Source organism: Kribbella sp. NPDC055071 (genome assembly GCF_053608045.1).
The window spans coordinates 1-24641 of record NZ_JBSGUS010000014.1; the positions used below are offsets into that span (position 1 = coordinate 1).

Sequence of the window (24641 nt, forward strand, 5' to 3'; positions counted from 1 at the left end):
GGCGCGGGGGCCCCCCCACGGCTGCAGGCCGACGGGCACGTCCTCACCGGTCTGGCTCGCAGCGAGGATTCGGCCGACCAGTTGCGCGCGGCAGGCATCGAACCTGTTCGCGGCGGACTGGGTGACGTCGAGATCATCACCGAAGGGGCCAAGGCGGCCGACGGCGTCGTTCAGCTCACCGGCGGCGGCTTTCTCACCCAAGCCCTGGAGACCGTTCCCCAGGCCGTCGCCACCACGGACGCGATCCTCGATGCGCTCGCGGGTACCGACAAGCCGTACGTGTTCAACGGCGGCACGGGGATCTGGCTGGACACCGGCATCATGGTTCCGGATCGGGTCGTCACCGAGGCGGATCCGATTTCCCCGCCGTACTTCTACAGTCACTTCGGCGACATTCAACGCAAGATCACCGCGGTGACCGACGTCCGGACGATCCTGATCGCGCCCGGGCAGGTCTACGGCCGGGGCGGCGGCTACATCGGGCCGGTCGCCCGCATGTTCGAGCGGGTCCGCAAGCACGGCGTGGTCCACGCGGTGATGAACGACAACGCCTCGACGTTCGTGCATGTCGACGACCTCGCCGACCTCTATGCGATTGCCCTGCGGACCCCCAACCTGCACGGGCTCTATATCGCGGCCACCGAGACCGTGAGCGCGATCGACGTGGCGAAGGCTGTGAGTGCCGCCGCGGGCCTGGGCGGCGAGCTCGAACTGGTCGACTTCCCGACAATGCGCAAGATCAACGGCCGGGCCGGCGAGCTGGACTTCTGGTCCAACTGCCGCGCATCGAGCGACAAGGCGATCAACGAACTCGGCTGGCAACCCCACCGTCCAGGCATAGTCACCGAACTGGCATCCCTACCGAAGCCGCTCGACCTGCACTCGGTCTATCCCGAACCCAAGCGCCAGGCCGCCGCGGCCCGTGTGCCCTTCTGAGTTACGGCAGGCGCGACATGCGACTCGTGACATTTCGGCCGGCCGCGGGCGAGGCCAGGCTCGGGATTCTCGACGGCGAGACCGTACTCGAACCGGGACCCGTGCTCCAGGCCGAGCACCGGTTGCGCTCGGGACAGGCAGCCGGAGCGCGGGCGCCCGAGGTCGCGACCGAGATGGTGGCGTTCTTCCAGAGCGGTGATCGCGGGCTCGAGCACGCTCGCCGGGCGCGCGACCTCGCGCGCGCCCGGCGTCAACAGGGCGACCTCCTCATGAACGACGACGGCGCCCCTGTCGTGCATGCGGTCGAGGATGTCCGCCTACTCGCGCCAGTTCCACGCCCGCGCCGGATCCGGGACTACCTGACCTATACCAAGCACGCGAGCGGCGCCGGGCTGACCTTGCCGCCGGCGTTCGCGGCGATGCCGATCTGCTACAAGTGCAACGTCGAAACGGTCATCGGCCCGGACGAGAAGTTGCTGTGGCCGTCGTACACGAATCAACTCGACTTCGAACTGGAGATCGGCTTCTTCACCTCGGCCGGCGGACGTGACCTCACGCCGTACGAGGCCGAGAAACGCATCGCCGGCATCACGATCTTCAACGACGTCAGCGCCCGCGACATTCAGCTCTTCGAGATGAGCCTGTCCATCGGCCCCTCCAAAGGCAAGGACTTCTGCACCTCGATGGGTCCGTGTGTCCTGACGATGGACGAGGTCGACGAGTGGTCGATTGCCATGAGCGCCCGGGTCAACGGCGAGGAGTGGGCGACAGGCACGTCCAAGGAACGGCAGTTCTCCTTCGCCGAAGTGCTCGCCTGGGCGTCACTGGACGAGGACGTGTACCCCGGCGAGTTCCTCGCGGTCGGCACGGTCGGCGCCGGCTGCGGCCTCGAACTCGACCGATGGATCCAGCCCGGAGACGTCGTCGAGCTCGAAGCCTCGGGCGTCGGTGTGTTGCGCAATTCCGTTGGACCGAAGCGGGCTCCTCGCGAAGGCGCGGGAATCACGAGCTATCGCGGTGCGCCGCCGTTCCATCTCAGCCACGACTAAGGAACACAACCGATGGACATTCCCTATACACACGGCCTGCACCGCCTCACCGAACACTGCCACGCCTGGCTCGTACCCGACGGCTCGTGGGGCTGGAGCAACGCCGGCCTGGTGACCGGCGCTGGTGAATCGCTGCTGGTGGACACCTTGTTCGATCTGGTCACGACGCGGGAGATGCTCGAAGGGCTGCGCCCGATCACCGATGCGAACCCGATCCGAACCGTCGTCAACACCCACGCGAACGGCGATCACTGGTTCGGCAACGAACTTGTCGGCGACGCCGAGATCATCGCTTCGCGGGCCACCGCCGAGGAGATGCCGGCGAACGGGCCGCACTTCGCGCTGGGGCTGCTTGCCCAGCCCGGGCCGGTCGGACGGTTCGCCCGGCATCTCTTTTCGCAGTTCGACTTCTCCGCCGTGACACCCACCGTCGCCACCCGGACCTTCGACGATGAACTGACCCTGTACGTCGGGGGCACCGAGGTGCAGGTGATTCGCCTTGGCCCGGCACACACCGCCGGCGACAGCGTGGTGTTCGTACCGTCCGAACGCGTCCTGTACGCCGGGGACCTGCTGTTCATCGGAGGCACCCCGATCAGCTGGACAGGCCCGGTCTCGAACTGGATCACTGCCTGCGACCGGATGCTCGCCCTGGAACCGGCTCTCGTCGTACCGGGCCATGGTCCTGCCATCGAGGCCTCGGGCATCCATCAGGTGCGTGACTACCTGCTCTGGGTGCAAGCAGAAGCACAGGCGCGCTACGAGAAGGGAATGACGGCCGAGGAGGCCATGCGCGACATCAGCCTCGGCCGGTTCGCTCAGCTCGACGAACGCGGGCGAATCGCGCAGAACGTGCTCGCCGTCTACTACGAACTCGACCCGACCATGGAGCGTGTCGACACCGGCGAGGTGCTACGTCGCATCGCCGAGCTCGAAGGATTCGGGTCAGATCGCGGATGAGGTGACGGGCGGCGTCTCGACTCGCCGGTTACGCGGCCCACGCGAGACCAGAAGCGCCAAGCCCGCCACGAACTCCGCGGCCATGATCGTGTACACCGAGCCCCGCTCGAACACCGCGACGTTGTCGGGCACGTTGCCACTCACCATGAACGTCGCCAGCACCAGCAAACACACGAGTCCGAGTGCACCGAGCGCGATCCCGACAATTCCCAGCCATCGCTTCCCCTGCCTGCGCAGGACATCGCGGCCCACGACGATCCACAGCGCGTTGCCTCCGAGGATCGCCATCGCCGCACCGAGCCCGTGCCACCGGATCGCCCCGTCCGCGATCGACTCGGGCGAACCGTGCACCAACCCCACCAGAACGATGCCGACGCCATGGACCACGGCCAGAACCAGGGAGGTCCGCCGCCGCAGACCGAACACCAGCAACGCCGCCAGGATGACCAGCAGACCCTGTACGACGAAGCCGGCGTTCATGACCGTGTGCAGCGGCGAACAGATCGTCCGACCCTGAACCTCGCCGCCACACGACGGCACCCCGAGGTCGCTGATGAAGTTGTAGCTGTAGCTGTACGTCGGGTTCTTCCAGCCCGAAGCCGTCACGGCCTCCGCGATCACGTACTGCAGCGCAGCAACGATCAGCGCAACGGCCGCGATCGTCCACTTCATCGACCTGGTCCCATTCATGTCCCGCTCCTTCGACTGTGCACGGTCGGTTGGCCGGCTCGAGGTCACCCGGGCGGTCTTGTAAATGCACATCCCCGTCGCCTTAGCACTGAGCGTAAGTGGAGTGTTTGTCAAACGCAAGGAGGTTGTGCGTTAGACTGGGCGGTATGAGCGCACCCACCCAGCGTCCCGGCGGACGAAGCGCTCGGGTCCGTCAGCAGGTTCTCGAAGCGACCGCGAAGATCCTCCTCGACGGCGGCCTCGACGCCGCCACCATTCCCGCAATCGCCGAGCGCTCGGGTGTGCACCACACCTCGATCTACCGCCGCTGGCAGGACCGCGGAACCCTGATCCGGGACGCGATCCTCAACACCTCCGACACCGTCGTACCGGTGCCCGACACAGGTCACGTCCGCAGCGATCTGATCGAACTCTTCGAAGGCGTCGCCGCCCTGCTCGGCTCACCCTTCGGGGCCGTCCTCATGGACGTGGTCCGGTCGCGCGACGCGGCCCTGGTCGAGCTGCGAGACAACTACTGGGACGCCCGCCTGGACCGCTGCGCCACCGTGATCTCGCGTGCGGTCGACCGTGGCGAGCTACCCCCAGGCAGCGACCACCGCCTGATCTTCGAACTGATCGTCGGCCCACTCCACGGCCGATTCCTGTTAGGCGGCAACAACCGCGACACCACCAAGGTCCCCGTCATCGTCGACGCAGTTCTGTACGGCGTCGCCAACGGCAAGTAGCCGCCTGCGCGTCAGCGGCTGGGGCGGTCGAAGATGAGCTCCAGGCCGTCCTCGTCGTCCCATTGTTCGCCGTTCGCAACGAACCCGAAGCCGGCGATGGTGGCCAGCGATGCCTCGTTGGTAGGACTGATCGTGGCTCGAACGGTCCGCACGACGGGTTCGGCCGCCGCGCGTTCGAGGAGCGCGGCCACGATCGCCTTCGCGTAGCCCTGACGCCGGTACGGCGGATCGACCGTGTACCCGATCTCGACCATGCCGTCCTCGTTCGGCGGACCGTGGAAACCGGCGTACCCGACCACGGTCCCGTCGGCCACGACGAGCTTCACGAGCCACCCGAAGGTGCTGGGATCCCGAGTCAGCTGATCGAAGCGATACCTCCAGAGCCATTTAGCCCTGTCGGTCAGGAACTCGTCGCCCAATGCGAAGCCCAGCTCGGCCTCTGCCGCTGCCCGGTCGTCGGCTAGCAACGCACTCAATGCGGTACCGGTCATGTCGACCAACTCAACCGCTCGGAAGGATGTAGTCATGATCCGAATTCTCAACCGCAGCCAGGTTCAGATCAGTTCAGGCCGCTCAGAATCGGAAATCATGACCCCGCCGTCATCACCCACGCCGAACTGGGCCGAGTTGCGCCACCGAGGCAATTTCCGTTGGACCCTTCGGAGGATGTCGATCGATTCCTCGTCACTCACCCCCGACGTGAGCCTCCAGTCCAACCCAGAGCCGACCACGTCACTCACAAACACGATCTCAACCGCCAGCAACGTACGGCGCCAGTCCGCCAAGCTCAGCCCTTCACCGGCCTCGATCCGCTTCCACAGCGCCCACGCCTCAGACGCCAACAACCGAGCGTTCGTAAAGCCCATCGCCACCGAGATCTCATCGGTCGGCGCGGCCGGCCCACCCCAGTCAAGCAGCGCGGCCCGCAGAAACCTGAGCTCCTGATCATCGAACTCAACCCGGATCAGCTCCACCGGGAAACTGTCGCACGGAACAGGTGCTGCACACGCAAGTCGCGTGCGCGATCGCCGCACCTGCGCGATGCTGAGGTGTGCTTCCCGCTCCGCGAGTTGTCTTCGTCTTCGCCGGTGCCGACCTGACCAGGTTCCCGTCGATCACCGACGCACAGGACTACCTGGAAGCAATCGATGTCGATGACGGCGAATACACCGCCGCCCTGACCGAAACAGGTCGCGTGATCAAAATGACGACGGAGAAAGAACTCGTCGTACTCGAACTGACCGACGAACTAGCCCCAGACCTTCTGCAATCCCTCCTCCGCGAACACGGCGAATCAATCGGTCAACCAGGCATCGAACTGGACCCCGTCGGCTACGCCAACAAAACCTGGCAATGGGACTGGGACCACCGCTGGCCCCGCCGCCCCCACTGGCTAGACAAACGCCTCCACCCCGACGGCCCAACACAGGCATAGCCCCAGCGCTCGTTATCGCTGGCGGATCCTCCTCGCCTTGAACGCGCGAAACCCGGCTCACCAACCGTCCGGAAGGCTGCCGGGTCCACTTCCCAAGGGCTACTGCCCCGAGCCCTACGAGGGTATCGGTGACCTGCGTCGATGACGAACTGAGCGAACTCAAGGCGATGTCCACAATCCTCGCTGGCGAACTCTGCAGCCGAAGGGTCCGTTGATCAGCACCACCCAATCAGTGGTGAGAACGACAATCTCGCTCACCGGGCCAGCCGGTCCATTAGGTCTGATCGCTGCGCCGCGATTGCCTCTGCAATGCGAAGGACGTCCGCATCTGAGGCCTGGAGTTGGCCGCCAACAGTAGTCGCCTTACTCGCCTGGTCCGCTGCCTTCTGGATCCGCGTAGCCGAATCTGCCCTTCGCCGCATCTTGCTCACAGAACCACGGTAGGTGTTCCACCAACCTGACACCTACGCCTGCTGACCGCGACGGCAGCGGTCTATCACGTGACCTGCGGCAGTTTGGCGGCGCAGATCCGCGGCAGGGTGGTCATTCGTAGATCGTTGCCGCCTGCAACGCATCGTTGACGATCTCCCAGCCGTTGCCGGGCGGAACTCGTCCCTGGTTCACGTAGTAGCCGTCGGAGTCGGCCAGCCATGCGGCGAAGGCTTCCAGGTACTGGTGAGTCAGAGGGTTCTCCCACGGCTCACCCGACGCACTCTCGATCGCGAGTTCACGCGCAGTCGCAATCACGCGGTCACGACCCCCGATCAGTGACGCGGACGGACACCCGCCGGCGCCGCATTCCTCATCGACGTCAGCGTCGTCATGCTCAAACTCGTAGTGGAAGCACACGTAATGCATCCGCTCGAAGACCTCGAACTGCTCAGCACTAACCCGAACATCTCGTCCACACCGTCGACACACCAGAGCCATCGAGCCACAATCCCACGTCAGCTATCGCAGCATGAGGTGGGTTCGCGCCTAGTGTGTCGGCATAGTTGCGCCGATTGCGATTTCAGTTGCTGCGCTGGTGCGGGACGGGCTCGTGCTCCTGGTGCATCGGCATCCGTCGCGTCGGTGGTATCCCGACTGCTGGGACCTCGTCGGTGGGCACGTCGAACCGGGCGAGTCACCTCACGAGGCCGTAGCCCGGGAGTGTCTCGAAGAACTTGGGGTCCGTGTCCAAGACCCCGTTCCCTTCCCGATGACGATCAGCGACCCAACCCTCGAGCTGCACGCGTTCCTCATCACGCGCTGGCACGGCGATCCGGTCAACGCCGAACCCGAAGAGCACGACGATCTCCGCTGGTTCCGTCCCACCGAACTCCCAGCCCTGAAGCTAGCCCACCCAACAAGCCTCCCGAACATCCAGAACGCAATCCAGACGGCAACCGATTCACCGACATGATCGGCCGCTCGTTTGGAAGCTCACATCGGTATTGACGTCGACCCGGCTTGTACCGTGTGGCGATGGACGTGTTGGCGATCGAGGTCGAAACGTCACTGGCTCTGCGCTGGGCCGGTTGGCTGGCCCCGGCCAGTCAGCCGTTCTTCTTGACGGCCGCCGAATCGGCCGAACTCGGGCTCACACCTGCAAGTCCCGCATACGACCTGTCGCCCGAGCTTCGCGACACCTACGAAGTGTGGAATCTCGCGAAGGACCTGGAAGTCGTCTGGCTTGAGGAGGGTCCGTTCTATGCACACGCGCGCGATGTGCGTTCCGAGCTCGTCCGAGCGCAGGCAAGGCACGGGCGGGGAGCTGTACCCGCCATCACCGATTGGGCGGACATTCTCGATGCACAGGTGCTGCGCGAGCAGGCTGACGGGCATCGGTTCGTCTGGTGGCCGACCCTGGTTGAGCCTCACCTCGAGGCCGTCCTCAAGCGCGTGGTGAGTGAGCGGCAGCTACCCTGCCGGCGCATGTCGGTGCCGGAGGAGATCTGGCGCGCCGCCTCATCCATTCTTCCCCGTGCCCGAACACTCAGTGGAACCTTCGCCAGAGGGAGCAGAGGAAGCTCCTTCGCCAGCGGAAGTGCAACATCCTGCTTCGCCACCGTGATGGCGGCGGCAGGTGTCCAGGGCGCCGACGAGGGGGTCTTCGAAGGTTGGCTAGCGGCTTACTGCACGGCGGAAGGTCGAGATGATCTGCCGGGAACCGTGCTGGTGTGGCGCGACGCCCACGGCAACAACACGCACGCCGCGGTCACGCTTGGAGGCGGCTGGGCGCTGCATAAACCAGGTCAGGAATGGCTTAGCCCGCACCAAGTTGTGACGGTGCGCGAGCTCATCCATCTCGCTCCACCCGGAGTGGTGCTTCACCGATACTCGATGCAGAGCTAGCGGTGTCTTCGGAACCGGCGGTGGCGAGGGCCGCGGCCCAGTCAGCGGACCATCGGCCGAGCGGGCGCAGCGCGCGGTAGACGCCGTGGCCCAGGTCGGTGAGGGCGTAGGTGGAGTCTGGATGCTGCTCGACGAGAGCGGCGTCGAGCAGCTCGGTCAGTCGTTGCCGCAGCACGCTGGAGGACATGTTGTCGCAGCGCTCCCGCAACGCACGGAACCCGACCGGCCCGTCTTGCAGTTCCCACACGATTCGCAGGTTCCATCTACGGCCGAACAGATCGAGGGCGGCCATCAGTGGCCGGCCGGTGCTCGACCCTCGGACTGCCTGTCCCGGCCTGGGTGCCGCCATCCGTCGTTCCGTCCCCTCTTGCCGCTTCGATATCCGACACACTATCGTGCTCCTCAGTGATTCTATTTCCGAAGCACTTCGGAGGGGTTTCGTGAGGCGACTACGACCGGGTTGTCCGACCGGCTGGGCATCGAAGGTGCCGGTACGGCGACAGCCGGAGATCCTCGGGGTGTTGTGCCCGCTCGCTGCTCAACGGAGGTTGCTATGCACAAATTGATGGTCTTGTATTCCGAGCCCGCCGATCCCGACCACTTCCGCGAGTACTACGTCAGCAACCACCTGCCGCTGGTCGCACGCATGCCGGGCCTGCTCGCGTGGCGCTACAGCTTCGACGTGGCAGCGACGCAGGGACAAACGCCGTACTTCGCAGTCTTCGAAGCCGAGTTCGCCGACGCCGAGGCAATGGCCGCATCCAGGGCGTCCCTACAGGGCCAACAGGTATCCGCCGACGTCGCCAACTACGCCACCGGCGGCGCGGTCGTCATCCACTATCCGGTACAGAACGGCACCTCCTGAGCCGCTGCTGAGATCCGAATTCGGTCCGCGGGGATCGTTGGCCGTCTGGGAGAGTTGCACCACCGCCGAGGAGAAGGACTGTTCTGCGTCGGGTGATGCGCGCGACGCTTGTCTGCCAGGGCGGAAAGCACGGATCGCGGCATGCGAATGTCTTCAGGCCGTTGGCTCGTCGAGGACGAGGCGTTGTCCGCCGTCGACCAGCTCACGACAGATGTCGAGGTGTCCGGCATGAGTAGCCGTCTCGACGATCACGTGCAACAAGACCTCTCGCAGTGAGGAGTACGGCGGGTCGCCGCTGTCCTCGAACCACCAAACCGGCTCCGCATCCAGCGGCAACTCGGCGACCGCCGCCTTGGCCAGGCTGCACTCATTGGCGTACTGCTCGAGAAGCTCCTCGTCGCTGTGGAGGTCGGGCGCGGTCCAGCCGTCGTACCCCTGGGGAAGATCCACTTGCTCGCCAGCCATGACGGCTCGAAACCACACGCGCTCGACGTCCAGGGTCAGATGCCTGATGACACCTCGGGGTGTCCAGCCTGAGGGGACCTGAGAGCGACGGCGAGCCTCAGCCGGCATCGCCATGACCTGTTCCACAACATGCGTCCGCTGCGCGTCGAGCCAATCAAACAACTCGCGCTTCGCCGTCTGCTCTGTATTCATGTCCACGCCTACAGTCAACCTGAAGTCTCCGTCCACGCTCACAACCTGGTGGGACACTCGAGGTTGGTACGCCGACAGTCGGCACCCCAGTCTGGCTGACTCACGGGCGCCGGCACCGCCCGGCGAGGAGCGACGAAGGTTCCAGCAACACCTCGACCACGCCATCATCACTAGCTTTCCCGGCCTGACCGACAACAGCGGCGCCCGGATGCTGGCCGAACTCGGCGACGACCGGACCAGCTTCACCGACGCCCGAGCAGTCAAGGCCTACGCAGGGTCCGCACCCATCACACGTGCCTCTGGCCGCACCATCTCCATCACCCACCGCCGCGCCAAGAACGACCGACTCGCCGCCGCAGGCTGGGCCTGGGCGTTCGCCGCACTGGCCGACGATGAACACCCACACAGCCAGTACCGACACCGACGCAACCACGGCGACCGGCACCCAGCCGCACTACGCCAGCGGTTCAACCGGACGCTCGGCCAGCTCTACTTCTGCCTCCAAACCGGCCAGCACTACCACCCCGAGAAGGCGTTCACTGCAACGCGTCGCCCATCCTGACCGAAGAGATCGACGCAGCGCTCGCGTCTACTGCTCCGGCAGCCGATGACGTGGTGGTACTTGTGGCTGCTGTCGATGCGCCCACGCGACAGCAGCCGCCCACGCCAGCAAGGCGACGACGATCCCCACACCTGCGCCGATCAATGCACCGCCACGAAGGCTACCCACCACCGCGCCGACAGCACCGGTCATGAGCGCAGCGACCAGCAAGAGCGAGCTCGCATCCCCGCCCCAGCTCACATCACCCAACCGCTCACGCATTGAGCGTCCACGCTCCATCAGCATCACCACTTGAGCGCTGATCAACGAGGCGACGAGCACGAACGCCAAGCAGCGGACCATAATCACGCCACCTATCATGCCGCCAGCATCGTAATTGGCACGTCTGCGGATGATGGCGCTGGCCACATTTATGAGCCTGCGGTTTGGCGAGCTGGACGCGCTTGCTCGACGCAACGTCGGTGTGTCCACAGGTTTGTCACAGTCGTGGAAACCGAGCCCAACTCAGCAACGGCCGCTCAGTTCGGTGCGTCGACGGAACGGCGGTCGTCGGCACCACGGTCCGACTGGGCCCACGGGCGCCGGCCCAGCGGTCGCATGCGGGCGGTAGCTCGCTACGTCCTGCGGCAGCCGGAAAGGATGCACCGGCGATTAGCCGGGGGTGGGCGGGAGCGCGCGGAGTGGTCGCGGTGAGGAGCGACGAAGGGAGCGGCCGCGAAGCGCGCGGGCGCGAAACCGAGAGGTGGTGGAGACGAGGGAACTTGAACCCCTAACCCCTGCCTTGCAAAGGCGGTTGTGGCGCTCCCGCTGGCCCGAGCGCTGGATCGCTGAGCGGGGGCTTGAGCGGTTCCACCCCGTGAGTGACCGGTCGGCCCCCTTGCTGCGTTCTCGTTAGGGCACGCGGAGGGCACGTCCCACTACGACTGCCACGACGGTCGTCCACAAGGTCACACAGTGGGCTGGTTGACGCCGACGTTGCGTTTCACTGCGACTATCGGTACTCCCTGCGATCATGGTCATGTGTTCCTCGCCTATGTCGACGAGACCGGTGATCCCGGCCCGATTTCCAAGGATGGCGCGTCGCTCTGTTACGCGCTCGGATGTCTGATCATCCCCATCGCCGATTGGCCTCGTGCCTTCGATGAGATCATCGAATTCCGCCGCCGGGTTCGTGATCGATTCGGCATTCCGATGCGCGCCGAACTGAAGGCGAACTACCTCATCCGTAATGGTGGACCGCTACGTCAACTGAAGCTGGCACCCGCAGAGCGCAGCCTGATCTACCGCGCGCATCTCCGCATGATCCATTCGATCGGCGGACGGGGCTTCGCAGTCGTCATCGACAAGCGGGGCAGCGAAGCTCCCGCTCCAGAGATCTTCCATACCGCTTGGGAGACCCTCCTTCAGCGACTGGAGCGCACGAGCCACTACGAGAAGGCACCATTCATGCTCATCCACGACGACGGCGAGAATGACCTTGTACGGGCCGAAGTCCGGAAGGCTCGTCGACACATGACGGCTGGACGGATGCACGGCGGCGGCACGTTCCGGCTGCCCGCCAAGGCACTCATTGAGGACCCTGTCCCGCGCGCGTCCCAGCATTCCTACTTCATTCAAACGGCCGATCTGCTCGCCTACGCTGGTTGGCGGTCCTACCTCCCACCATCGAAGGCCGTGGCGATCGTCGCGCCGTCCGCGATGTGGCAGGAACTTGGCCAAGCAACGCATTCGGCGGTCAACAAGTACTCCGGGGGCATTCCGGGAGTGGTGGTCAGGAACGGAAAGGCCCCCCGGCCGTAGCCGAGGGGCGGGAAGCACCTACCCGGGTCAAGCGGACCCGCTCAGCACTTGTTAGTCACCATAGCGGTGTGACTTAAGGAACAGAAGCACCGAACCCGGTGAGCCTCATCACCGCTCACCAATAGTTGCCCCGTCCCCCTGATAGCTGCCAAACCCAGGTCAGCGCGGCGCACGTCAAGGGTCGGCTTGCCGATCCGTAGGACGCGAAGCGCTCTTGATGTGGGTCGTGATGGCCGTACGATCGAGCGGCCAGGGGGACGGGGCTAACCGGCGGTCAGACGCCAGACACGTCGGCCATTGGCGGTTGGGATCGCGTGGATATGGAAGCGTCCTGCTACTGGGCTCCGGCGAGGACGGCGCCCCGGCGCCGCCCGCAGACCGGGACCGCGCGCCGAAGGCGCACCCTTGATCCATAAGAGGTCAACTCGGCAGCACACCAGGAGGGCCTCAGGGTTAAGCGAGGCGGATGTGTCGCGGCACGTGGAAACTGACCCCGCGCGACCGTTGACAGGATGCTGCACAGGGGGCAGCACCCACCCCACCGGATCAGCGGCCAGATCCGTCCGGCAGCAAGCCGATGTCTCGGTCCGTGGCAGCGGTGAGGACTGCGCGCAGCGCCTCGCGATAGTCCATGCCCGGTCGTCGGACGGCGTCACGTTCGAGCTTGGCGATGTACGCGCCGTCCAGTTCAGCGTGTCTGCCCTGCGTGTGCCAGAGCCACGCACAGACGGCCTCCGCTAGCTCGTTCCGCGACATCACCCGGTTTGGGTCGTAGGGCGACCTCAGCCGTTGCCGCGCTTCACGAAGTTGCACGCTCGGAGCCCTCAGTCGTCCAGCCACTCCGCACCGTTGGTGTCGCGATGGTGACCTTTGTGGTGGCCGCTGATGCAGGGACTGCCGGTCATCGGGTTTTCGCCGTCGCAGCGTTCCGCGGAATGGAGCGTGGGCCAGCCGGTCGCGGTGTGCTGGTCGTCATCAGGGTGGTCGCTCCACTCGACTCCGAACGACGTATTCCCGGTTGTTGTCATGCTCCGACGCTAGGAACTGGGGGAACGTGAGGGATACGTTGTTGCACCTAGTTGCTGGCGTTCATCTCAGTTTGCGTTCGGATGATCAGGGCACGTGCATCCGGGCCGTAGACGGCCGACTGACGCAGCAGGTCGAACATACGGTCGTAGAGGCGGATCTCCTGTGGCTGGGTGATTTCGATGCTGGCGGTGGGGGTTTCGAGGGTGACGAGCTTGTCGTCGAACATCCAGAAGCCGGCCGAGCCGACGCCCTGGCGTTCGATCATGGCGGGCACGATACCGATTGCGATGTTCGGGAGGCTCATCAGCGAGAGCAGGCGGTCGAGCTGGCCGACCATCGTCTCGGCTGTGCCGAACCAGGTACGTAGCGCGTTCTCCTCCAAGACCACGGTGAACTTTCGCCGGCCTTCGTAGAGGATGGTCTGGCGCTGCATCCGAGCGGCAACCGCTTCCTCGACATCGTTTGTGGTGTTGAGGAATCGCATCCAGAACGTCAGCATCGCGCGGATGTAGTCGGGCGTCTGGAAGAGGCCCGGAATGACGTTGTGTTCGTAGATCCTGAACTGTTCGGCGGTCTCGTAGGTCTTCTGGAAAGCGAGCATGAGTTGCTTCACGCCCGAAGACCCGCGTCGCCGGTACTCGACGTACATGGACTCGATAGCTCGCGCCTGGGCGACCAGGTCCGCCACCTGGTCCTCCGCACCGCACGCTGCGCACCAAGCTCGGATGTCGGCATCGGTGGGAGGCTGCACACCATGCTCTAGCTTGCTGATGCGGGTGAAATGCCAGCCGGTCGCGGCAGAGAGCTCGCGACCGGTCAGGCCTGCATCTTTGCGCAGATTCCGAAGGCGTAGCCCTAGGGCTTCCTGGACCTTTCGGGCTGAGCTATTCGGGTTCGTACTCACTGTAGGGAATCGTCAGCGGCCACACCCGGTCGAATGCCTTGCGGCACATCTCGACCGTTGCCGGGTTCGTCGTAGTGGTCAGTGCGTTGTTCAGACCTGCGCCGGAGTAGTGCAGGAACACGACCCGTTCGTCGTCGAACAGGTAGTAGTCGTTGCCCGGGAAGCAGAGTTCCGAGACCTCGCGTCGTGGCACGAACCGAACATCTTCGCCGGCCTCGACCATCGGATGACCGATCGCAAGCGTCCAGCGCTGATAGTCGCTGAGGGGCTCAGAGACGATCCGAGCCCGTCGCACAGACCGTCCTGCCGCGATGTGGGCGCGCAACGTCGTGCACCAGTCCTGAAGCCATTCAAGATCATCCGGTGCGCCTGCGGCCCACTGCGCCATGTGAGGCAATTCGACCTCGGTGCCATAGGCATCGCGGGTCTCCAGATGAATGGAGCTGCGCTTGAACGTCCTCAGCAGCTCTTGGAACTCGTCGTCGGTAATCTCCTCCACGAGTCCTACTTGAAGAACTGGATCATGCGATCCGGGATCTCGACGGCGGTTTCACCGTTCGGAAGCTTGAGCGTTGCCAAAGCGTCAGGGTCGTCGACCACCCAGCCCTGCACGATCCAGCTTCCCCGGTCGGTCTTGTAGAGCGTGGGCGAGTTGGTGGGCTGAGACTCCGGGTCGCCTGCTACGAGCGTGAGTTGCATGATCATTCCCCTGCTGCCGTAGTTGCGTGAACTTGCCCTGTCGAGTCTGGGGTTACGCGTTGTTGCCTGTCAGCGATGTTGCGGGAAGTTGCTCGACCAGCTTCTCATCCGAATGTGAGTCTCGGTCGGATCGTCGCGTGGCCTAGCACCAGCCAGAGAGCACGCTCGAACGACTCAAAACGGGATCGGCGGGTGGGCAGAGTCTGCGGCTTTTCGGCGATAGCTGGCGATTCGACCTCGGTCCGCCAGTTCGTCGCGGGCCGCTGGAAGAGTGCGCCTGACGATCGATCTGGGCAGGCGAAGGGCACGGACTCCCAGGACGACACCAAGGGGGCGGGGCCGTGAAGGCGCGATTCCCGCTCAGAAGTGGTTGTGGAGACGAGGGGACTTGAACCCCTAACCCCTGCCTTGCAAAGGCAGTGCTCTGCCAGTTGAGCTACGCCCCCGGGTGTGGGGTGGTCAGCGGCCCGGGGTGACCGGGTCTACTGCTTCGGCCCAGAGGTCCTTGTCGGCGCGGGACTGCTGGGTCTTCTTGTAGACGAAGTATCCGCCGATGCCGGCCAGTAGCACCAGCAGGAGCTTTCTCAGCACTGGGACTCCTCGGATCGGGATGGTGGAAACATCGAGGGGTGGGCCTAACTGGACTTGAACCAGTGACCTCTGCCTTATCAGGGCAGCGCTCTAACCGTCTGAGCTATAGGCCCGCATTGCGGGGTCGAACCCGGGAGAGATTACCGCACCAAGCGCCGTACTCCCAAACCGGTTACGGCCGGACCCGACCGGGCCCGGCCGTTCCGATCAGTCTTCCGAAGCCAGCGTGACTTCGAGGCCGCCGAGCAGCGTGGCGGCGATGTTGTAGAGGAAGGATCCGAGCGTCGCGAGCGCCGTGATGATCAGCACATCCGCACACGCGAGCAGGGTGGTGAAGCCCATCACCTTGCCGGTGTTGATGTAGTTCTCGATCCGGAACGGCTCGGCCGTCGGCGTACCCAGGACCTCTTGGACCGTGCTGTTGATGTTGTCGAACACCCCGGCCGCACCGATCGCGGACCAGATGATGAAGACCGCGACCCAGGTCACGATGCCGAAGGCGATGGCGAGCAGGAACGACGTCTTCATCACCGACCACGGGTCGATCCGCGACATCCGCAGGCGGGCCTTGCGAGTCTGCGGCCGGCTCGAAGCCTTCGGCTCCTTCTCAGCGCGAGACGCCAGCCGCGCCTCACTCCGGTCAGCCTTCTCCGGCCGCGCCGACGTGACCGCGGCGGCCTTGTCGAGGACCGCCTGACGCGCCGCGCTCACCCGGTCACCGAACGTCTCGGTCTTGGCCTCGGTCTGCCCGTACGACGGTGCTGCGGCCGGACCGCCCGCAGGCGGGACCGGCGTGTGCGTGGGGGACCAGGGCTCCGGACGTCCCGGCGTACTGGGCGCCGCCCCGGGGCGAGCCTGCTGCGGACGCACCGGGGTCGTGCCCGGTCGCGGCTGCTGCCGGAGATCCGGTCGTTGGCCGTTTCCCGTGCTGGTCCTTGGCTGTCCGTTGCCGCTGGGCGCGGCTCCGGAACGACCGTTGGAGGCCGGGGTGGCCGGTCCGGTGGACTGTGTCCCGCCCTGCGCCGAACGCGCGCTCTGGGGATTGTCCGCCGCACCTTCGGGCCAGGTCGGCCTCGCGCGGTTGGTCATCAGTCACCCTCCTGGCCGGCGTCGTCGTCTTCGACGGTAGCCGCGCCGTCGAAGTCCGTCGAACGCTGGTCATCATTGTGGACGCTCTCAGGGGTGGATTCGGTTGTCGATCCGTCCACATCCTGAACACCTGCGGAGTCTGTACCCTCCTCGGCGCCGTCCAACTCCTCCCCGACCACGGTCAGATCGGTGTTCCGGGCGATCGCGACGACCGCATCGGACTCACCGACGCCGGCGAACCGGACGCCCATCGTGTCGCGGCCCTTGACCGGCACACTGTCGACCCGGCTGCGAACCACCTGGCCGCTCGCCTTGATCGCCAGGACCTGGTCCTCGTCGACCACGATGATCGCGCCGACCAGCGAGCCACGCTCGTCGTTCAGCTTCACGGCCTTGATCCCGAGGCCGCCGCGCCCCTGCTGCCGGTACTCGGAGACCTTCGACCGCTTGGCGTACCCGGCGTCGGTCACGGTGAAGACGAACTGCGAATCCTCGTCCGCGCCGGCCCGGATCACCGACATCGAGAGCAGCTCGTCGCCGGACCGGAACTTCATCCCGGTGACGCCCGAGGTGGCCCGGCCCATCGGCCGGAGCTGCTCGTCGTTCGCGGTGAACCGGATCGACTGGCCCTTGCGGGAGACCAGCAGCAGGTCGTCCTCGGCGGTGGCCAGGTCGGCACCGATCAGCTCGTCGTCGTCCTCGCGGAAGTTGACCGCGATGATGCCGCTCTGCCGGGCCGAGTCGTAGTCGGTCAGCGCGGTCTTCTTGACCAGGCCGCGCTTGGTCGCCAGCACCAGGTAGTCGGCCTGCTCGTAGTCACGCAGCGTCAACACCTGGGCGATGTCCTCGTCCGGCTGGAACGAGAGCAGCCCGGCGACGTGCGAGCCCTTCGCGTCCCGTGCAGACTCCGGCAGCTGCCACACCTTGGCCCGGTAGACCCGGCCCTTGGTGGTGAAGAACAGCATCCAGTGATGGTTCGTGGTGGCGAAGAAGTGGCTGATCTCGTCCTCGGCCCGCAGCGCGGCACCCCGGACGCCCTTGCCGCCGCGGTTCTGCGTCCGGTAGAGGTCGGTCTTGGTCCGCTTCGCGTACCCGCCGCGGGTGATCGTGACCACGACGTCCTCGTCCGGGACCAGGTCCTGCACGGACAGGTCGCCGTCGGCCGCGATGATCTCGGTACGACGCTCGTCGCCGTACCGCTCGACGATCTCGGCGAGCTCGTCCTTGACGATCGTGCGCTGCCGCTCCGGGCTGGCCAGGATGTCCTCGAGGTCGGCGATGATCGCCTCGAGCTCCTGCAACCGCTCGATGATCCGCTGCCGTTCCAGGGCGGCCAGCCGGCGCAGCTGCATGTCCAGGATCGCCTGCGCCTGGACCTCGTCGATGTCGAGCAACGCGATCAGGCCGTTGCGTGCCTCCTCGACGTCGGGGCTGCGCCGGATCAGCGCGATCACCTCGTCGAGGGCGTCCAGCGCCTTCACATACCCGCGGTAGATGTGCGCGTTCTTCTCGGCCTCGCGCAGACGGAAGCGGGTCCGCCGCTGGATGACCTCGATCTGGTGATCGATCCAGTAGCTGATGAAGTAGTTCACGCTGAGCGTGCGCGGTACGCCGTCGACCAGCGCGAGCATGTTGCAGCCGAAGGTGTCCTGCAGCTGCGTGTGCTTGTAGAGGTTGTTCAGCACGACGCGCGGCTGCGCGTCCCGCTTCAGTACGACGACCAGCCGCTGACCCGTCCGTGACGAGCTGTCGTCGCGGATGTCCGCGATCCCGCTCATCTTGCCGGTGTTCACCAGCTCGGCGATCTTCAACGCCAGGTTGTCCGGGTTGACCATGTACGGCAGCTGGGTGACGACCAGGCTGGTGCGGCCCTTCGCGTCCTCCTCGATGTCGACCACCGCGCGCATCGTGACCGAACCACGGCCGGTGCGGTACGCGTCGTCGATGCCCTTGTAGCCGACGATCAACGCGCCGTTCGGGAAGTCCGGGCCCTTGATGTACTGCAGGCAGGCGTCGAGCAGCTCTTCGGGGGTGGCGTCCGGGTGCTCCAGCGCCCAGTCGACCGCGGCGGCGACCTCGCGCAGGTTGTGCGGCGGGATGTTCGTCGCCATGCCGACCGCGATCCCGGACGAGCCGTTCACCAGCAAGTTCGGGAAGCGCGCCGGCAGGATCACCGGCTCCTGCGACTTGCCGTCGTAGTTGGGCCGGAAGTCGACGGTGTCCTCGTTGATGTCGCGGACCATCTCCATGGCCAGCGGCGCCATCCGGCACTCGGTGTACCGCATCGCGGCCGCCGGGTCGTTGCCCGGGGAACCGAAGTTGCCCTGGCCCTGGATCAGCGGCGCCCGCATCACCCACGGTTGCGCCAGCCGGACCAAGGTGTCGTAGATCGCCGAGTCGCCGTGTGGGTGGTACTGACCCATCACGTCACCGACGATCCGGGAGCACTTGTTGAATCCACGGTCCGGCCGGTAGCCACCGTCGTACATCGCGTAGAGGATGCGGCGGTGCACCGGTTTGAGGCCGTCGCGGACCTCGGGCAGCGCGCGGCCGACGATCACGGCCATCGCGTAGTCGAGGTACGACTGCTGCATCTCGGTCTGCAGGTCGAGGGGCTCGACCCGGTCGTGGCCCGGGGTGGTGGGGGTCTCGGTCATGAAGAGTTCGTCCCGTTCAAGTCAGTACGTCGTTTGTGCGCAGAACGGATCGTGGCCCGGGGCAACGGACCACGAACCGGGTCAGATGTCGAGGAAGCGAACGTCCTTGGCGTTGCGCTGGATGAAGCTGCGCCGCGCCTCGATGTCGTCGCCCATCAGCGTCTGGAACGTCTCGTCGGCGCGGATCGCGTCGTCGAGGGTGATCTGCAGCAGCACCCGGTTGGCCGGGTCCATCGTGGTGTCCCACAGCTCGTTCGCGTTCATCTCGCCCAGACCCTTGTAGCGCTGGATCGGGTTCTCCTTGGGCAGCTTCTTACCGGCCTCGTAGCCGGCCTCGAGCAGGCCGTCGCGCTCGCGGTCGGTGTAGGCCAGCTCGTCCGGCTGGTTGCTCCAGCGGATCTTGTACAGCGGGGGCTGCGCGGCATACACGTGTCCGCGCTCGATCAGCGGCCGCATGAACCGGAACAGCAGCGTCAGCAGCAGGGTCCGGATGTGCTGGCCGTCGACGTCGGCATCGGCCATGATCACGATCTTGTGGTACCGGAGCTTGTCCTCGTCGAAGTCCTCGTGGATGCCGGTGCCCAGCGCCGAGATGATCGCCTGGACCTCGTTGTTCTGCAGGACCTTGTCGATGCGGGCCTTCTCGACGTTCAGGATCTTGCCGCGGATCGGCAGGATGGCCTGGAACTTCGGGTCCCGGCCGCCCTTGGCGGAGCCACCGGCCGAGTCTCCCTCGACGATGTAGACCTCGCACTCCTCGGGGTTGGTCGACTGGCAGTCGGCCAGCTTGCCCGGGAGGCCGCCACCGCCGAGCAGGCCCTTGCGGTTGCGGGCCAGGTCGCGCGCCTTGCGGGCCGCGATCCGGGCGCTCGCCGCGGCGGTCGCCTTGCGGATGATCTCGCGGCCCTCGCCCGGGTTCTGCTCGAACCAGGCGCCGAGCCGGTCGTTCACGACCCGCTGGACGAAACCCTTGACCTCGGTGTTGCCGAGCTTGGTCTTGGTCTGCCCCTCGAACTGCGGCTCGGCCAGCTTGACCGAGATGATCGCGGTCAGGCCCTCCCGGATGTCGTCACCGGTGAGCCTGTCCTCCTTCTTCTTGATCATGCCCTGGTCCTCGCCGAACGAGTTGACCAGCGAGGTGAGCGCGGCCCGGAAGCCTTCCTCGTGCGTACCACCCTCGTGGGTGTTGATCGCGTTCGCGAAGGTGTGCACGGACTCCTGGAACGAGCCGCTCCACTGCAGCGCGACCTCGAGGCTCATGCTGTTCTTCTCCTGCGCCGCCGCCTCGAACGAGATGACGTCGCGGTGCACGGTCTCGCGGATGCCGGTCAGGTACTTCACGTAGTCGACCAGGCCGTTGTCGGCCTTGAACGCCTGCTCGACCGGGTGGCCGTCCTCGGTGTGGTCCGGACGCTCGTCGCGGATCACGATCTCGAGGCCCTTGTTCAGGAAGGCCATCTCGCGGAACCGGGTGGCCAGCGTCTCGTAGGAGTACGTCGTGGTCTCGAACACGTCGGGGTCGGCCCAGAACGTCACGGTGGTGCCGTTGGATTCCGACATACCGATCTCGGCGAGGTCCTCGTCGGGGACGCCGTGCGTGAACGACTGCGTGTACAGCTTGCCGTTCAGCTTGACGTCGACGCGGAGCTTGGTGGACAGCGCGTTCACCACGGAGACACCGACACCGTGCAGACCGCCGGAGACCTTGTACCCGCCGCCGCCGAACTTGCCGCCGGCGTGCAGGACGGTCAGTACGACGGTGACGGCCGGCTTGCCCTCGGACTCGACGATGTCGACCGGGATACCACGGCCGTTGTCCTCGACCCGGACGGCGCCGTCGGGGAGCAGGGTCACGACGATGCGGTCGCCGAACCCGGCCATCGCCTCGTCGACCGCGTTGTCGACCACCTCGGTGACGAGATGGTGCAGACCACGCTCACCGGTGGATCCGATGTACATCCCCGGACGCTTCCGGACCGCGTCCAGACCCTCCAGGACCTGGATCGCACTCGCGTTGTACTCGTGCTCGACGACGTTCGACGGGATTTCGTCGAGCATCGGGGCTAGCTCAGCGTCGGGTACGACGGTGCCGCTCGGGTCGGCGGATGGGTTGACGTCGATCTCGGTCGGCTCGTCGGTCACCGGCTGTTGTCCTCCTCGGACCCCGCGTTCGCGAGGCATCGCGCACACTCGCATCTGCGAGCCGTCGCGCACAGTGGAAGCCGCACCCTACAGTGTTGGTAGAGGTGCAGCTCTCTCTACAGCTCCCATTCTACCCGTCGCCGAAAGCAGAACCGGCCACCAGGCGGCCGAAACTCGGTCTAGGGCGTCTTTTCTCCCTCCTCGCCATGTCCCCACTCACGGATGGGGGGCCAGAAAGCGCTCACGGCCGCTCAGTGGCCTCCGGGGTGTTCGCGACTGACGGTCTGGGCACCGAGACGCGACGATCCGGTCCGGACCACAAAGGCTGGACTCGAACAAGGGTCCGGCGCGCACCCACGGGCCTTTAGGATCGCTGCCGTGGAAAGTCTCGACGACGTCATCGACGCGATGATCGCGGACCGGGTGATTCACCGGCACCGGCGCAAGTGGCTGATCGCGTTCGCGGTCGTCGTCGTCCTCGCCCTGGTCGTCCTGTTCACCGGCGGCTGGAAGGAGAAGCAGGGCCGCACCGTCCCGACCCTGAACGCCCCGGTGACGGTGACCGCCGGCCGGTGGGAGTTCAACTTCAAGAACGCCGAGATCCTCCGCACCCCCAAGGGGGAGTACAACGACGCGAAGGCGAAGCTGCGGGTCTACTTCGACGCGAAGAACGTCGACACCGAGCAGCACACCACCCATCGCGTGGACGGCGGCTTGATGCTGTTCGTCCCCGGCAAGGGGCAGGACAACATCGAGTCCAACGGCGGCAGCTGCCACGGCGTCATCGGCTGGACGGTCGTCTACGGCCTTCCGCCCGAGCCCTGCTACACCGAGTTCGACGTCGCGCCGGACTTCACCGCCGACCAGGTCGAGATCGGTGTCCTGGCCGAGAGCTTCGATGCCGACAACAGCACGCTCGGCGCGGACGACACGCCGTACTGGCACAACGAGACCCCCTCAGCCGTCATTCGGCTGAAGCCGAAGGTGATCGTCGACAAGGGGGAGGACTCGTGAAGGTCTACCGGCCCGCGACGATCGTCGTCGGCGTCCTGTTCGTCCTGCTCGGCGGCTTGACCCGCCTGGCCACGCCCGATCAGGTGTACGACAAGCAGAACATGGAGGTCGTGCACGGCACGATCGGCGAGGCGCTCACGTACTCCGGCAGCGATTCGACCGTGAAGATCACCCGGATGAAGTTCGCGCAGGCCGTCATCGACGGCGGTGCGAGCGACGACACCAAGCCGATCACGACCAACGGCGTGTACGTCGCCCTCGAGTGGGACGCCGTCCGTGGGACGAAGAAGCCGGACAACATCAACGCGACTCTGGTCGCCGACGGCGGTAGCGTCTACGCGCCTATCGACGGGATCACCAGCAGCAGCCTGGACTTCCCCGACGCCGGCTACGCGAAGACCGGCGCCATCGTGTTCGAGGTGAACCCCGCCGACCTGAAGAACCTGACGCTCAGGGTGGTTCCGACGATGATCTTCAACGTCCTCAACTCCGAGATCGCGGTCGACCTCGGCATACCGAGCGACGAGATCGCGCAACAGCTCGTCGACGGGGCAGAACAGCAGTACGTCGTTCAGCGGCCGGTCACCCGGGTGGCATCGTGAAGATCGCGAGCCGGGCGTCCCGGCTGGTCGTGCAGTTCGCCCTGCTGCTGGCGCTGCTGTCGACCTCGGCGTTCGTCCTGCTGCGGAACTACCTGGACGACCCCGAACGCCTGTACGAGAACGGCAAGATCGACCAGGTCGTCAGCAAAGGTCCGGTGACGGTCGACCACGTCGACTGGACGCTGAATTCCCTGCAGGCGTACACGAAACTCATCGACACCGACGGCGAGCCGATCGACCTGCCGCAGCCGGCCGGATCGGTGATCATGGTCGCCACGATGACGGTCACACCGCGCGAAGGCACCTACCTGAAGGACAAGGGGTTCCAGTGCGCGGCGTCGCTGACCGACGACCGCGGCAACACCTGGGACGGCCAGCAGCCGTACAAGTTCAAGCTGCCGACCTACTGCACCAACGACGACTTTCCGTGGACTCTGAACAAGCCCGGACAGATCGCGCAGGTCTACGTCGTACCGGCGTCGGCGGTCCCGCATCTGACCGGCGTCCTCGTCGGTGACTCCGGGGGCTACTTCCGGGTGATGATCACGCCGTAGCGGCGGCCTTCGCCGGCTGCGATTCAGCCGCCTTCTTCGCGGCGGCCTCGTTGCGGCGCTGGATCCCGACCGAGATGCACAGGTCGAACGCCGCCGCGAGCAAGGCGATCCGCAGCGGCTGGAAGACGATGTCCCGGATCAGACCGGAGATCTCGATGTTCATCAGACCCCAGTACATGCCGTGGATCCCGATCGTGCGCTGAATGCCGACGAACGCCCACGCCTCGCCGAGCAACCAGAACGTGTAAACCATGCAGACGACGCCGAGGAAGACCGGCCCGACTCGGACCAGCAGGCGGAACGCGTTCAGCGCCGGGTAGAACTTTTCCCGCAGTCCACCAAGCACCAGGTCGGGCGCCTTGTAGGTCAGCGCGACGAAGCGGTTCGGTTGCGCTGCCTCCGGATCGGGCTGCGCACCGAGGCGCCGCTCCAGCCGGGTGCCTCGGAAGACCCCACCGCTGGACAGCACGCGGTGGCCGAAGACGACGGTCGTGATCGCGAGCCAGGTCAGCGGCTCACCGATGCCGAGCTTGAACAGCGGCCAGAGCGTCTCCCAGAAGAAGCCCCAGAGGAACTCGATACCGGCGGGCAGCGGGATCCGGATGCTCTCGAAGAAGTCCTTCAGGCCACTCCACCAGTCCACCGACCAGTACCAGAAGCTGCGCTCCTTGAACCACAGCTTGCCCTCGCTGACCGCGAACGGCGTGATGACCACGGTTACCAGAACGAAGAAGGCCTCGGACCAGACCTGGGCGAACTTGACCGGTCGGCTCGGCCACCGATCGTCGACCGCCTGGAGCAGCCGGCGAAGTACCAGCAGGACCAGCAAGGCGGGCAGGTACTTGTGCCACGAGTGGATGCCGACCTGGAAGAACGTGCTCTGGGTCCCGTTCTGGACCAGGAAGGTGGCGGTGAGCTGACCGACCTGGTCGTCGAAGAAGCCCCAGGCCGACCAGACCGCGACCAGCGGCAGCAGCGTGACGGCGAGCAACTCCAGCAGACCGTGTTGCATCGGGTCCGAGGTCTCCTCGGTCTCGCTGGACGCCGCGTCCCGCCACCGGTACAGCGACATCGCGCAGGTCCGGATCATGCCGACGGCTGCGGTGATCTGACACAGCACGCCGATCGCGAAGACACCGGTCCCGAGGCTCTGATGTGCATGCCGCGCGAGCCAGATCGCCGCATTGATCGACACCGTGAACCCGACGAATCCGCCGAGCCACCAGGTCGTCATGGGCAGCAGGTTCCGCCACCAGAGCCGGAAGGTGTCTCCGATCAGGTGGACCATCTCAACGAAGCCATCGACGATCGTGCGCATCGCGGATGATCCTAAGTGAGGGACCG

Annotated in this window: 30 protein-coding genes and 2 tRNA genes; 13 read left to right on the forward strand and 19 right to left on the reverse strand. The window is 65.7% G+C overall.

Going from position 1 to position 24641, the window contains the following annotated elements:
* The 3 genes from ACWF4Z_RS22720 to ACWF4Z_RS22730 form a co-directional block, all read left to right on the forward strand.
* Nucleotides 1-936 (forward strand): NAD-dependent epimerase/dehydratase family protein (locus tag ACWF4Z_RS22720; protein WP_452245119.1); only part of this gene is annotated, 936 nt, incomplete at its 5' end.
* A gap of 17 nt (nucleotides 937-953) precedes the next feature.
* Entirely contained in the window at nucleotides 954-1985 is a 1032-nt protein-coding gene (locus ACWF4Z_RS22725) for a fumarylacetoacetate hydrolase family protein (protein WP_452245120.1), read from the forward strand.
* Nucleotides 1986-1997: 12 nt separating this feature from the next.
* Nucleotides 1998-2945 carry an MBL fold metallo-hydrolase gene (locus ACWF4Z_RS22730; RefSeq protein WP_452245121.1) on the forward strand — a complete coding sequence of 316 codons (948 nt, stop codon included), beginning with the start codon at nucleotides 1998-2000 and terminating at the stop codon, nucleotides 2943-2945.
* Here the strand turns inward: ACWF4Z_RS22730 and ACWF4Z_RS22735 are convergent.
* Nucleotides 2931-3635: a DUF998 domain-containing protein gene (locus ACWF4Z_RS22735; protein WP_452245122.1), complete on the reverse strand. Its 705-nt coding sequence runs from the start codon at nucleotides 3633-3635 to the stop codon at nucleotides 2931-2933. The two genes, ACWF4Z_RS22730 and ACWF4Z_RS22735, sit on opposite strands and share 15 nt — an antisense overlap.
* Before the next feature lie 146 nt (nucleotides 3636-3781).
* Between ACWF4Z_RS22735 and ACWF4Z_RS22740 the strand changes: the two genes are divergently transcribed.
* Complete coding sequence (locus tag ACWF4Z_RS22740) at nucleotides 3782-4360, forward strand: TetR/AcrR family transcriptional regulator (protein WP_452245123.1); 579 nt, start codon at nucleotides 3782-3784, stop codon at nucleotides 4358-4360.
* A gap of 11 nt (nucleotides 4361-4371) precedes the next feature.
* Here the strand turns inward: ACWF4Z_RS22740 and ACWF4Z_RS22745 are convergent, their stop codons facing one another.
* Both ACWF4Z_RS22745 and ACWF4Z_RS22750 read right to left on the reverse strand, forming a co-directional pair.
* On the reverse strand, nucleotides 4372-4887 hold the full coding sequence (locus ACWF4Z_RS22745) for a GNAT family N-acetyltransferase (RefSeq protein ID WP_452245124.1): 516 nt from the start codon (nucleotides 4885-4887) through the stop codon (nucleotides 4372-4374).
* 27 nt (nucleotides 4888-4914) lie between these two features.
* Entirely contained in the window at nucleotides 4915-5334 is a 420-nt protein-coding gene (locus tag ACWF4Z_RS22750) for a hypothetical protein (RefSeq protein ID WP_452245125.1), read from the reverse strand.
* Between the two features lie 77 nt (nucleotides 5335-5411).
* On the opposite strand from ACWF4Z_RS22750, the gene ACWF4Z_RS22755 reads away from it, so the two are divergent.
* Nucleotides 5412-5795 carry a hypothetical protein gene (locus ACWF4Z_RS22755; protein ID WP_452245126.1) on the forward strand — a complete coding sequence of 128 codons (384 nt, stop codon included), beginning with the start codon at nucleotides 5412-5414 and terminating at the stop codon, nucleotides 5793-5795.
* A 543-nt stretch (nucleotides 5796-6338) separates the two neighbouring features.
* Here ACWF4Z_RS22755 and ACWF4Z_RS22760 read toward each other — a convergent pair.
* Complete coding sequence (locus tag ACWF4Z_RS22760; RefSeq protein WP_452245127.1) at nucleotides 6339-6542, reverse strand: DUF7660 family protein; 204 nt, start codon at nucleotides 6540-6542, stop codon at nucleotides 6339-6341.
* 262 nt (nucleotides 6543-6804) lie between these two features.
* On the opposite strand from ACWF4Z_RS22760, the gene ACWF4Z_RS22765 reads away from it, so the two are divergent.
* Both ACWF4Z_RS22765 and ACWF4Z_RS22770 read left to right on the forward strand, forming a co-directional pair.
* Nucleotides 6805-7200, forward strand: a complete 396-nt coding sequence (locus ACWF4Z_RS22765; protein ID WP_452245354.1) for an NUDIX domain-containing protein — start codon at nucleotides 6805-6807, stop codon at nucleotides 7198-7200.
* 62 nt (nucleotides 7201-7262) lie between these two features.
* Complete coding sequence (locus ACWF4Z_RS22770) at nucleotides 7263-8132, forward strand: hypothetical protein (protein WP_452245128.1); 870 nt, start codon at nucleotides 7263-7265, stop codon at nucleotides 8130-8132.
* Here ACWF4Z_RS22770 and ACWF4Z_RS22775 read toward each other — a convergent pair.
* Nucleotides 8077-8481, reverse strand: a complete 405-nt coding sequence (locus ACWF4Z_RS22775; protein WP_452245129.1) for a winged helix-turn-helix transcriptional regulator — start codon at nucleotides 8479-8481, stop codon at nucleotides 8077-8079. The two genes, ACWF4Z_RS22770 and ACWF4Z_RS22775, sit on opposite strands and share 56 nt — an antisense overlap.
* 204 nt (nucleotides 8482-8685) lie before the next feature.
* On the opposite strand from ACWF4Z_RS22775, the gene ACWF4Z_RS22780 reads away from it, so the two are divergent.
* Nucleotides 8686-8997, forward strand: coding sequence for an EthD family reductase (locus tag ACWF4Z_RS22780; protein ID WP_452245130.1), 312 nt, complete (start codon nucleotides 8686-8688; stop codon nucleotides 8995-8997).
* A gap of 153 nt (nucleotides 8998-9150) precedes the next feature.
* Here ACWF4Z_RS22780 and ACWF4Z_RS22785 read toward each other — a convergent pair whose 3' ends face one another.
* A complete protein-coding gene (locus ACWF4Z_RS22785; protein ID WP_452245355.1) occupies nucleotides 9151-9654 on the reverse strand; it encodes a DinB family protein in 504 nt (167 codons plus the stop codon).
* On the opposite strand from ACWF4Z_RS22785, the gene ACWF4Z_RS22790 reads away from it, so the two are divergent.
* The gene (locus tag ACWF4Z_RS22790) at nucleotides 9653-10216 is read left to right on the forward strand and encodes a transposase (protein WP_452245131.1); all 564 of its coding nucleotides are present in this window, start codon (nucleotides 9653-9655) and stop codon (nucleotides 10214-10216) included. The genes ACWF4Z_RS22785 and ACWF4Z_RS22790 overlap by 2 nt on opposite strands.
* A gap of 27 nt (nucleotides 10217-10243) precedes the next feature.
* Here ACWF4Z_RS22790 and ACWF4Z_RS22795 read toward each other — a convergent pair whose 3' ends face one another.
* A complete protein-coding gene (locus tag ACWF4Z_RS22795) occupies nucleotides 10244-10624 on the reverse strand; it encodes a hypothetical protein (protein ID WP_452245132.1) in 381 nt (126 codons plus the stop codon).
* A 555-nt stretch (nucleotides 10625-11179) separates the two neighbouring features.
* On the opposite strand from ACWF4Z_RS22795, the gene ACWF4Z_RS22800 reads away from it, so the two are divergent.
* Nucleotides 11180-12016, forward strand: coding sequence for a DUF3800 domain-containing protein (locus ACWF4Z_RS22800; RefSeq protein ID WP_452245133.1), 837 nt, complete (start codon nucleotides 11180-11182; stop codon nucleotides 12014-12016).
* Between the two features lie 546 nt (nucleotides 12017-12562).
* Here the strand turns inward: ACWF4Z_RS22800 and ACWF4Z_RS22805 are convergent.
* The 11 genes from ACWF4Z_RS22805 to gyrB all read right to left on the reverse strand — a co-directional run bounded on the left by ACWF4Z_RS22805 (nucleotide 12563) and on the right by gyrB (nucleotide 21166).
* Complete coding sequence (locus tag ACWF4Z_RS22805) at nucleotides 12563-12772, reverse strand: hypothetical protein (RefSeq protein WP_452245134.1); 210 nt, start codon at nucleotides 12770-12772, stop codon at nucleotides 12563-12565.
* 68 nt (nucleotides 12773-12840) lie between these two features.
* Complete coding sequence (locus ACWF4Z_RS22810) at nucleotides 12841-13044, reverse strand: hypothetical protein (RefSeq protein ID WP_452245135.1); 204 nt, start codon at nucleotides 13042-13044, stop codon at nucleotides 12841-12843.
* Between the two features lie 47 nt (nucleotides 13045-13091).
* Nucleotides 13092-13949 carry a helix-turn-helix domain-containing protein gene (locus tag ACWF4Z_RS22815; RefSeq protein WP_452245136.1) on the reverse strand — a complete coding sequence of 286 codons (858 nt, stop codon included), beginning with the start codon at nucleotides 13947-13949 and terminating at the stop codon, nucleotides 13092-13094.
* On the reverse strand, nucleotides 13930-14448 hold the full coding sequence (locus ACWF4Z_RS22820; RefSeq protein WP_452245137.1) for a DUF6879 family protein: 519 nt from the start codon (nucleotides 14446-14448) through the stop codon (nucleotides 13930-13932). Before ACWF4Z_RS22820 ends, ACWF4Z_RS22815 begins: the two co-directional genes overlap by 20 nt.
* Before the next feature lie 5 nt (nucleotides 14449-14453).
* Nucleotides 14454-14648: a hypothetical protein gene (locus ACWF4Z_RS22825; protein ID WP_452245138.1), complete on the reverse strand. Its 195-nt coding sequence runs from the start codon at nucleotides 14646-14648 to the stop codon at nucleotides 14454-14456.
* 373 nt (nucleotides 14649-15021) lie between these two features.
* Nucleotides 15022-15094, reverse strand: a tRNA-Ala gene (locus tag ACWF4Z_RS22830).
* A 13-nt stretch (nucleotides 15095-15107) separates the two neighbouring features.
* Entirely contained in the window at nucleotides 15108-15239 is a 132-nt protein-coding gene (locus ACWF4Z_RS22835; protein WP_452245139.1) for a DLW-39 family protein, read from the reverse strand.
* A gap of 39 nt (nucleotides 15240-15278) precedes the next feature.
* Nucleotides 15279-15352: transfer RNA gene (locus ACWF4Z_RS22840), tRNA-Ile, on the reverse strand.
* Between the two features lie 94 nt (nucleotides 15353-15446).
* On the reverse strand, nucleotides 15447-16328 hold the full coding sequence (locus ACWF4Z_RS22845) for a DUF3566 domain-containing protein (RefSeq protein WP_452245140.1): 882 nt from the start codon (nucleotides 16326-16328) through the stop codon (nucleotides 15447-15449).
* A complete protein-coding gene (gyrA, locus tag ACWF4Z_RS22850; protein WP_452245141.1) occupies nucleotides 16328-18985 on the reverse strand; it encodes a DNA gyrase subunit A in 2658 nt (885 codons plus the stop codon). The genes ACWF4Z_RS22845 and gyrA overlap by 1 nt, the downstream gene beginning before the upstream one ends.
* A gap of 81 nt (nucleotides 18986-19066) precedes the next feature.
* Nucleotides 19067-21166, reverse strand: coding sequence for a DNA topoisomerase (ATP-hydrolyzing) subunit B (gene gyrB, locus ACWF4Z_RS22855; protein ID WP_452245142.1), 2100 nt, complete (start codon nucleotides 21164-21166; stop codon nucleotides 19067-19069).
* 339 nt (nucleotides 21167-21505) lie between these two features.
* Between gyrB and ACWF4Z_RS22860 the strand changes: the two genes are divergently transcribed.
* From ACWF4Z_RS22860 to ACWF4Z_RS22870, 3 genes are read left to right on the forward strand one after another with little or no spacing between them, the layout of a single operon-like run.
* A complete protein-coding gene (locus ACWF4Z_RS22860) occupies nucleotides 21506-22141 on the forward strand; it encodes a hypothetical protein (RefSeq protein WP_452245143.1) in 636 nt (211 codons plus the stop codon).
* The gene (locus tag ACWF4Z_RS22865; RefSeq protein WP_452245144.1) at nucleotides 22138-22743 is read left to right on the forward strand and encodes a hypothetical protein; all 606 of its coding nucleotides are present in this window, start codon (nucleotides 22138-22140) and stop codon (nucleotides 22741-22743) included. Before ACWF4Z_RS22860 ends, ACWF4Z_RS22865 begins: the two co-directional genes overlap by 4 nt.
* On the forward strand, nucleotides 22740-23297 hold the full coding sequence (locus ACWF4Z_RS22870) for a hypothetical protein (protein ID WP_452245145.1): 558 nt from the start codon (nucleotides 22740-22742) through the stop codon (nucleotides 23295-23297). Before ACWF4Z_RS22865 ends, ACWF4Z_RS22870 begins: the two co-directional genes overlap by 4 nt.
* Here the strand turns inward: ACWF4Z_RS22870 and ACWF4Z_RS22875 are convergent.
* Nucleotides 23287-24615: a hypothetical protein gene (locus tag ACWF4Z_RS22875; RefSeq protein WP_452245146.1), complete on the reverse strand. Its 1329-nt coding sequence runs from the start codon at nucleotides 24613-24615 to the stop codon at nucleotides 23287-23289. The two genes, ACWF4Z_RS22870 and ACWF4Z_RS22875, sit on opposite strands and share 11 nt — an antisense overlap.
* Nucleotides 24616-24641 lie beyond the last annotated feature (26 nt).

Coding starts and splice junctions, on each gene's coding strand:
- gyrA (WP_452245141.1), bottom strand. CDS start 18,985: ATGACCGAGACCCCCACCACCCCGGGCCACGACCGGGTCGAGCCCCTC.
- ACWF4Z_RS22775 (WP_452245129.1), bottom strand. CDS start 8,481: ATGGCGGCACCCAGGCCGGGACAGGCAGTCCGAGGGTCGAGCACCGGC.
- ACWF4Z_RS22785 (WP_452245355.1), bottom strand. CDS start 9,654: ATGAATACAGAGCAGACGGCGAAGCGCGAGTTGTTTGATTGGCTCGAC.
- ACWF4Z_RS22725 (WP_452245120.1), top strand. CDS start 954: ATGCGACTCGTGACATTTCGGCCGGCCGCGGGCGAGGCCAGGCTCGGG.
- ACWF4Z_RS22770 (WP_452245128.1), top strand. CDS start 7,263: ATGGACGTGTTGGCGATCGAGGTCGAAACGTCACTGGCTCTGCGCTGG.
- ACWF4Z_RS22825 (WP_452245138.1), bottom strand. CDS start 14,648: ATGCAACTCACGCTCGTAGCAGGCGACCCGGAGTCTCAGCCCACCAAC.
- ACWF4Z_RS22735 (WP_452245122.1), bottom strand. CDS start 3,635: ATGAATGGGACCAGGTCGATGAAGTGGACGATCGCGGCCGTTGCGCTG.
- ACWF4Z_RS22730 (WP_452245121.1), top strand. CDS start 1,998: ATGGACATTCCCTATACACACGGCCTGCACCGCCTCACCGAACACTGC.
- ACWF4Z_RS22810 (WP_452245135.1), bottom strand. CDS start 13,044: ATGACAACAACCGGGAATACGTCGTTCGGAGTCGAGTGGAGCGACCAC.
- ACWF4Z_RS22780 (WP_452245130.1), top strand. CDS start 8,686: ATGCACAAATTGATGGTCTTGTATTCCGAGCCCGCCGATCCCGACCAC.
- ACWF4Z_RS22745 (WP_452245124.1), bottom strand. CDS start 4,887: ATGACTACATCCTTCCGAGCGGTTGAGTTGGTCGACATGACCGGTACC.
- ACWF4Z_RS22845 (WP_452245140.1), bottom strand. CDS start 16,328: ATGACCAACCGCGCGAGGCCGACCTGGCCCGAAGGTGCGGCGGACAAT.
- ACWF4Z_RS22875 (WP_452245146.1), bottom strand. CDS start 24,615: ATGCGCACGATCGTCGATGGCTTCGTTGAGATGGTCCACCTGATCGGA.
- ACWF4Z_RS22740 (WP_452245123.1), top strand. CDS start 3,782: ATGAGCGCACCCACCCAGCGTCCCGGCGGACGAAGCGCTCGGGTCCGT.
- ACWF4Z_RS22805 (WP_452245134.1), bottom strand. CDS start 12,772: ATGTCGCGGAACGAGCTAGCGGAGGCCGTCTGTGCGTGGCTCTGGCAC.
- gyrB (WP_452245142.1), bottom strand. CDS start 21,166: ATGCCTCGCGAACGCGGGGTCCGAGGAGGACAACAGCCGGTGACCGAC.
- ACWF4Z_RS22790 (WP_452245131.1), top strand. CDS start 9,653: ATGTCCACGCCTACAGTCAACCTGAAGTCTCCGTCCACGCTCACAACC.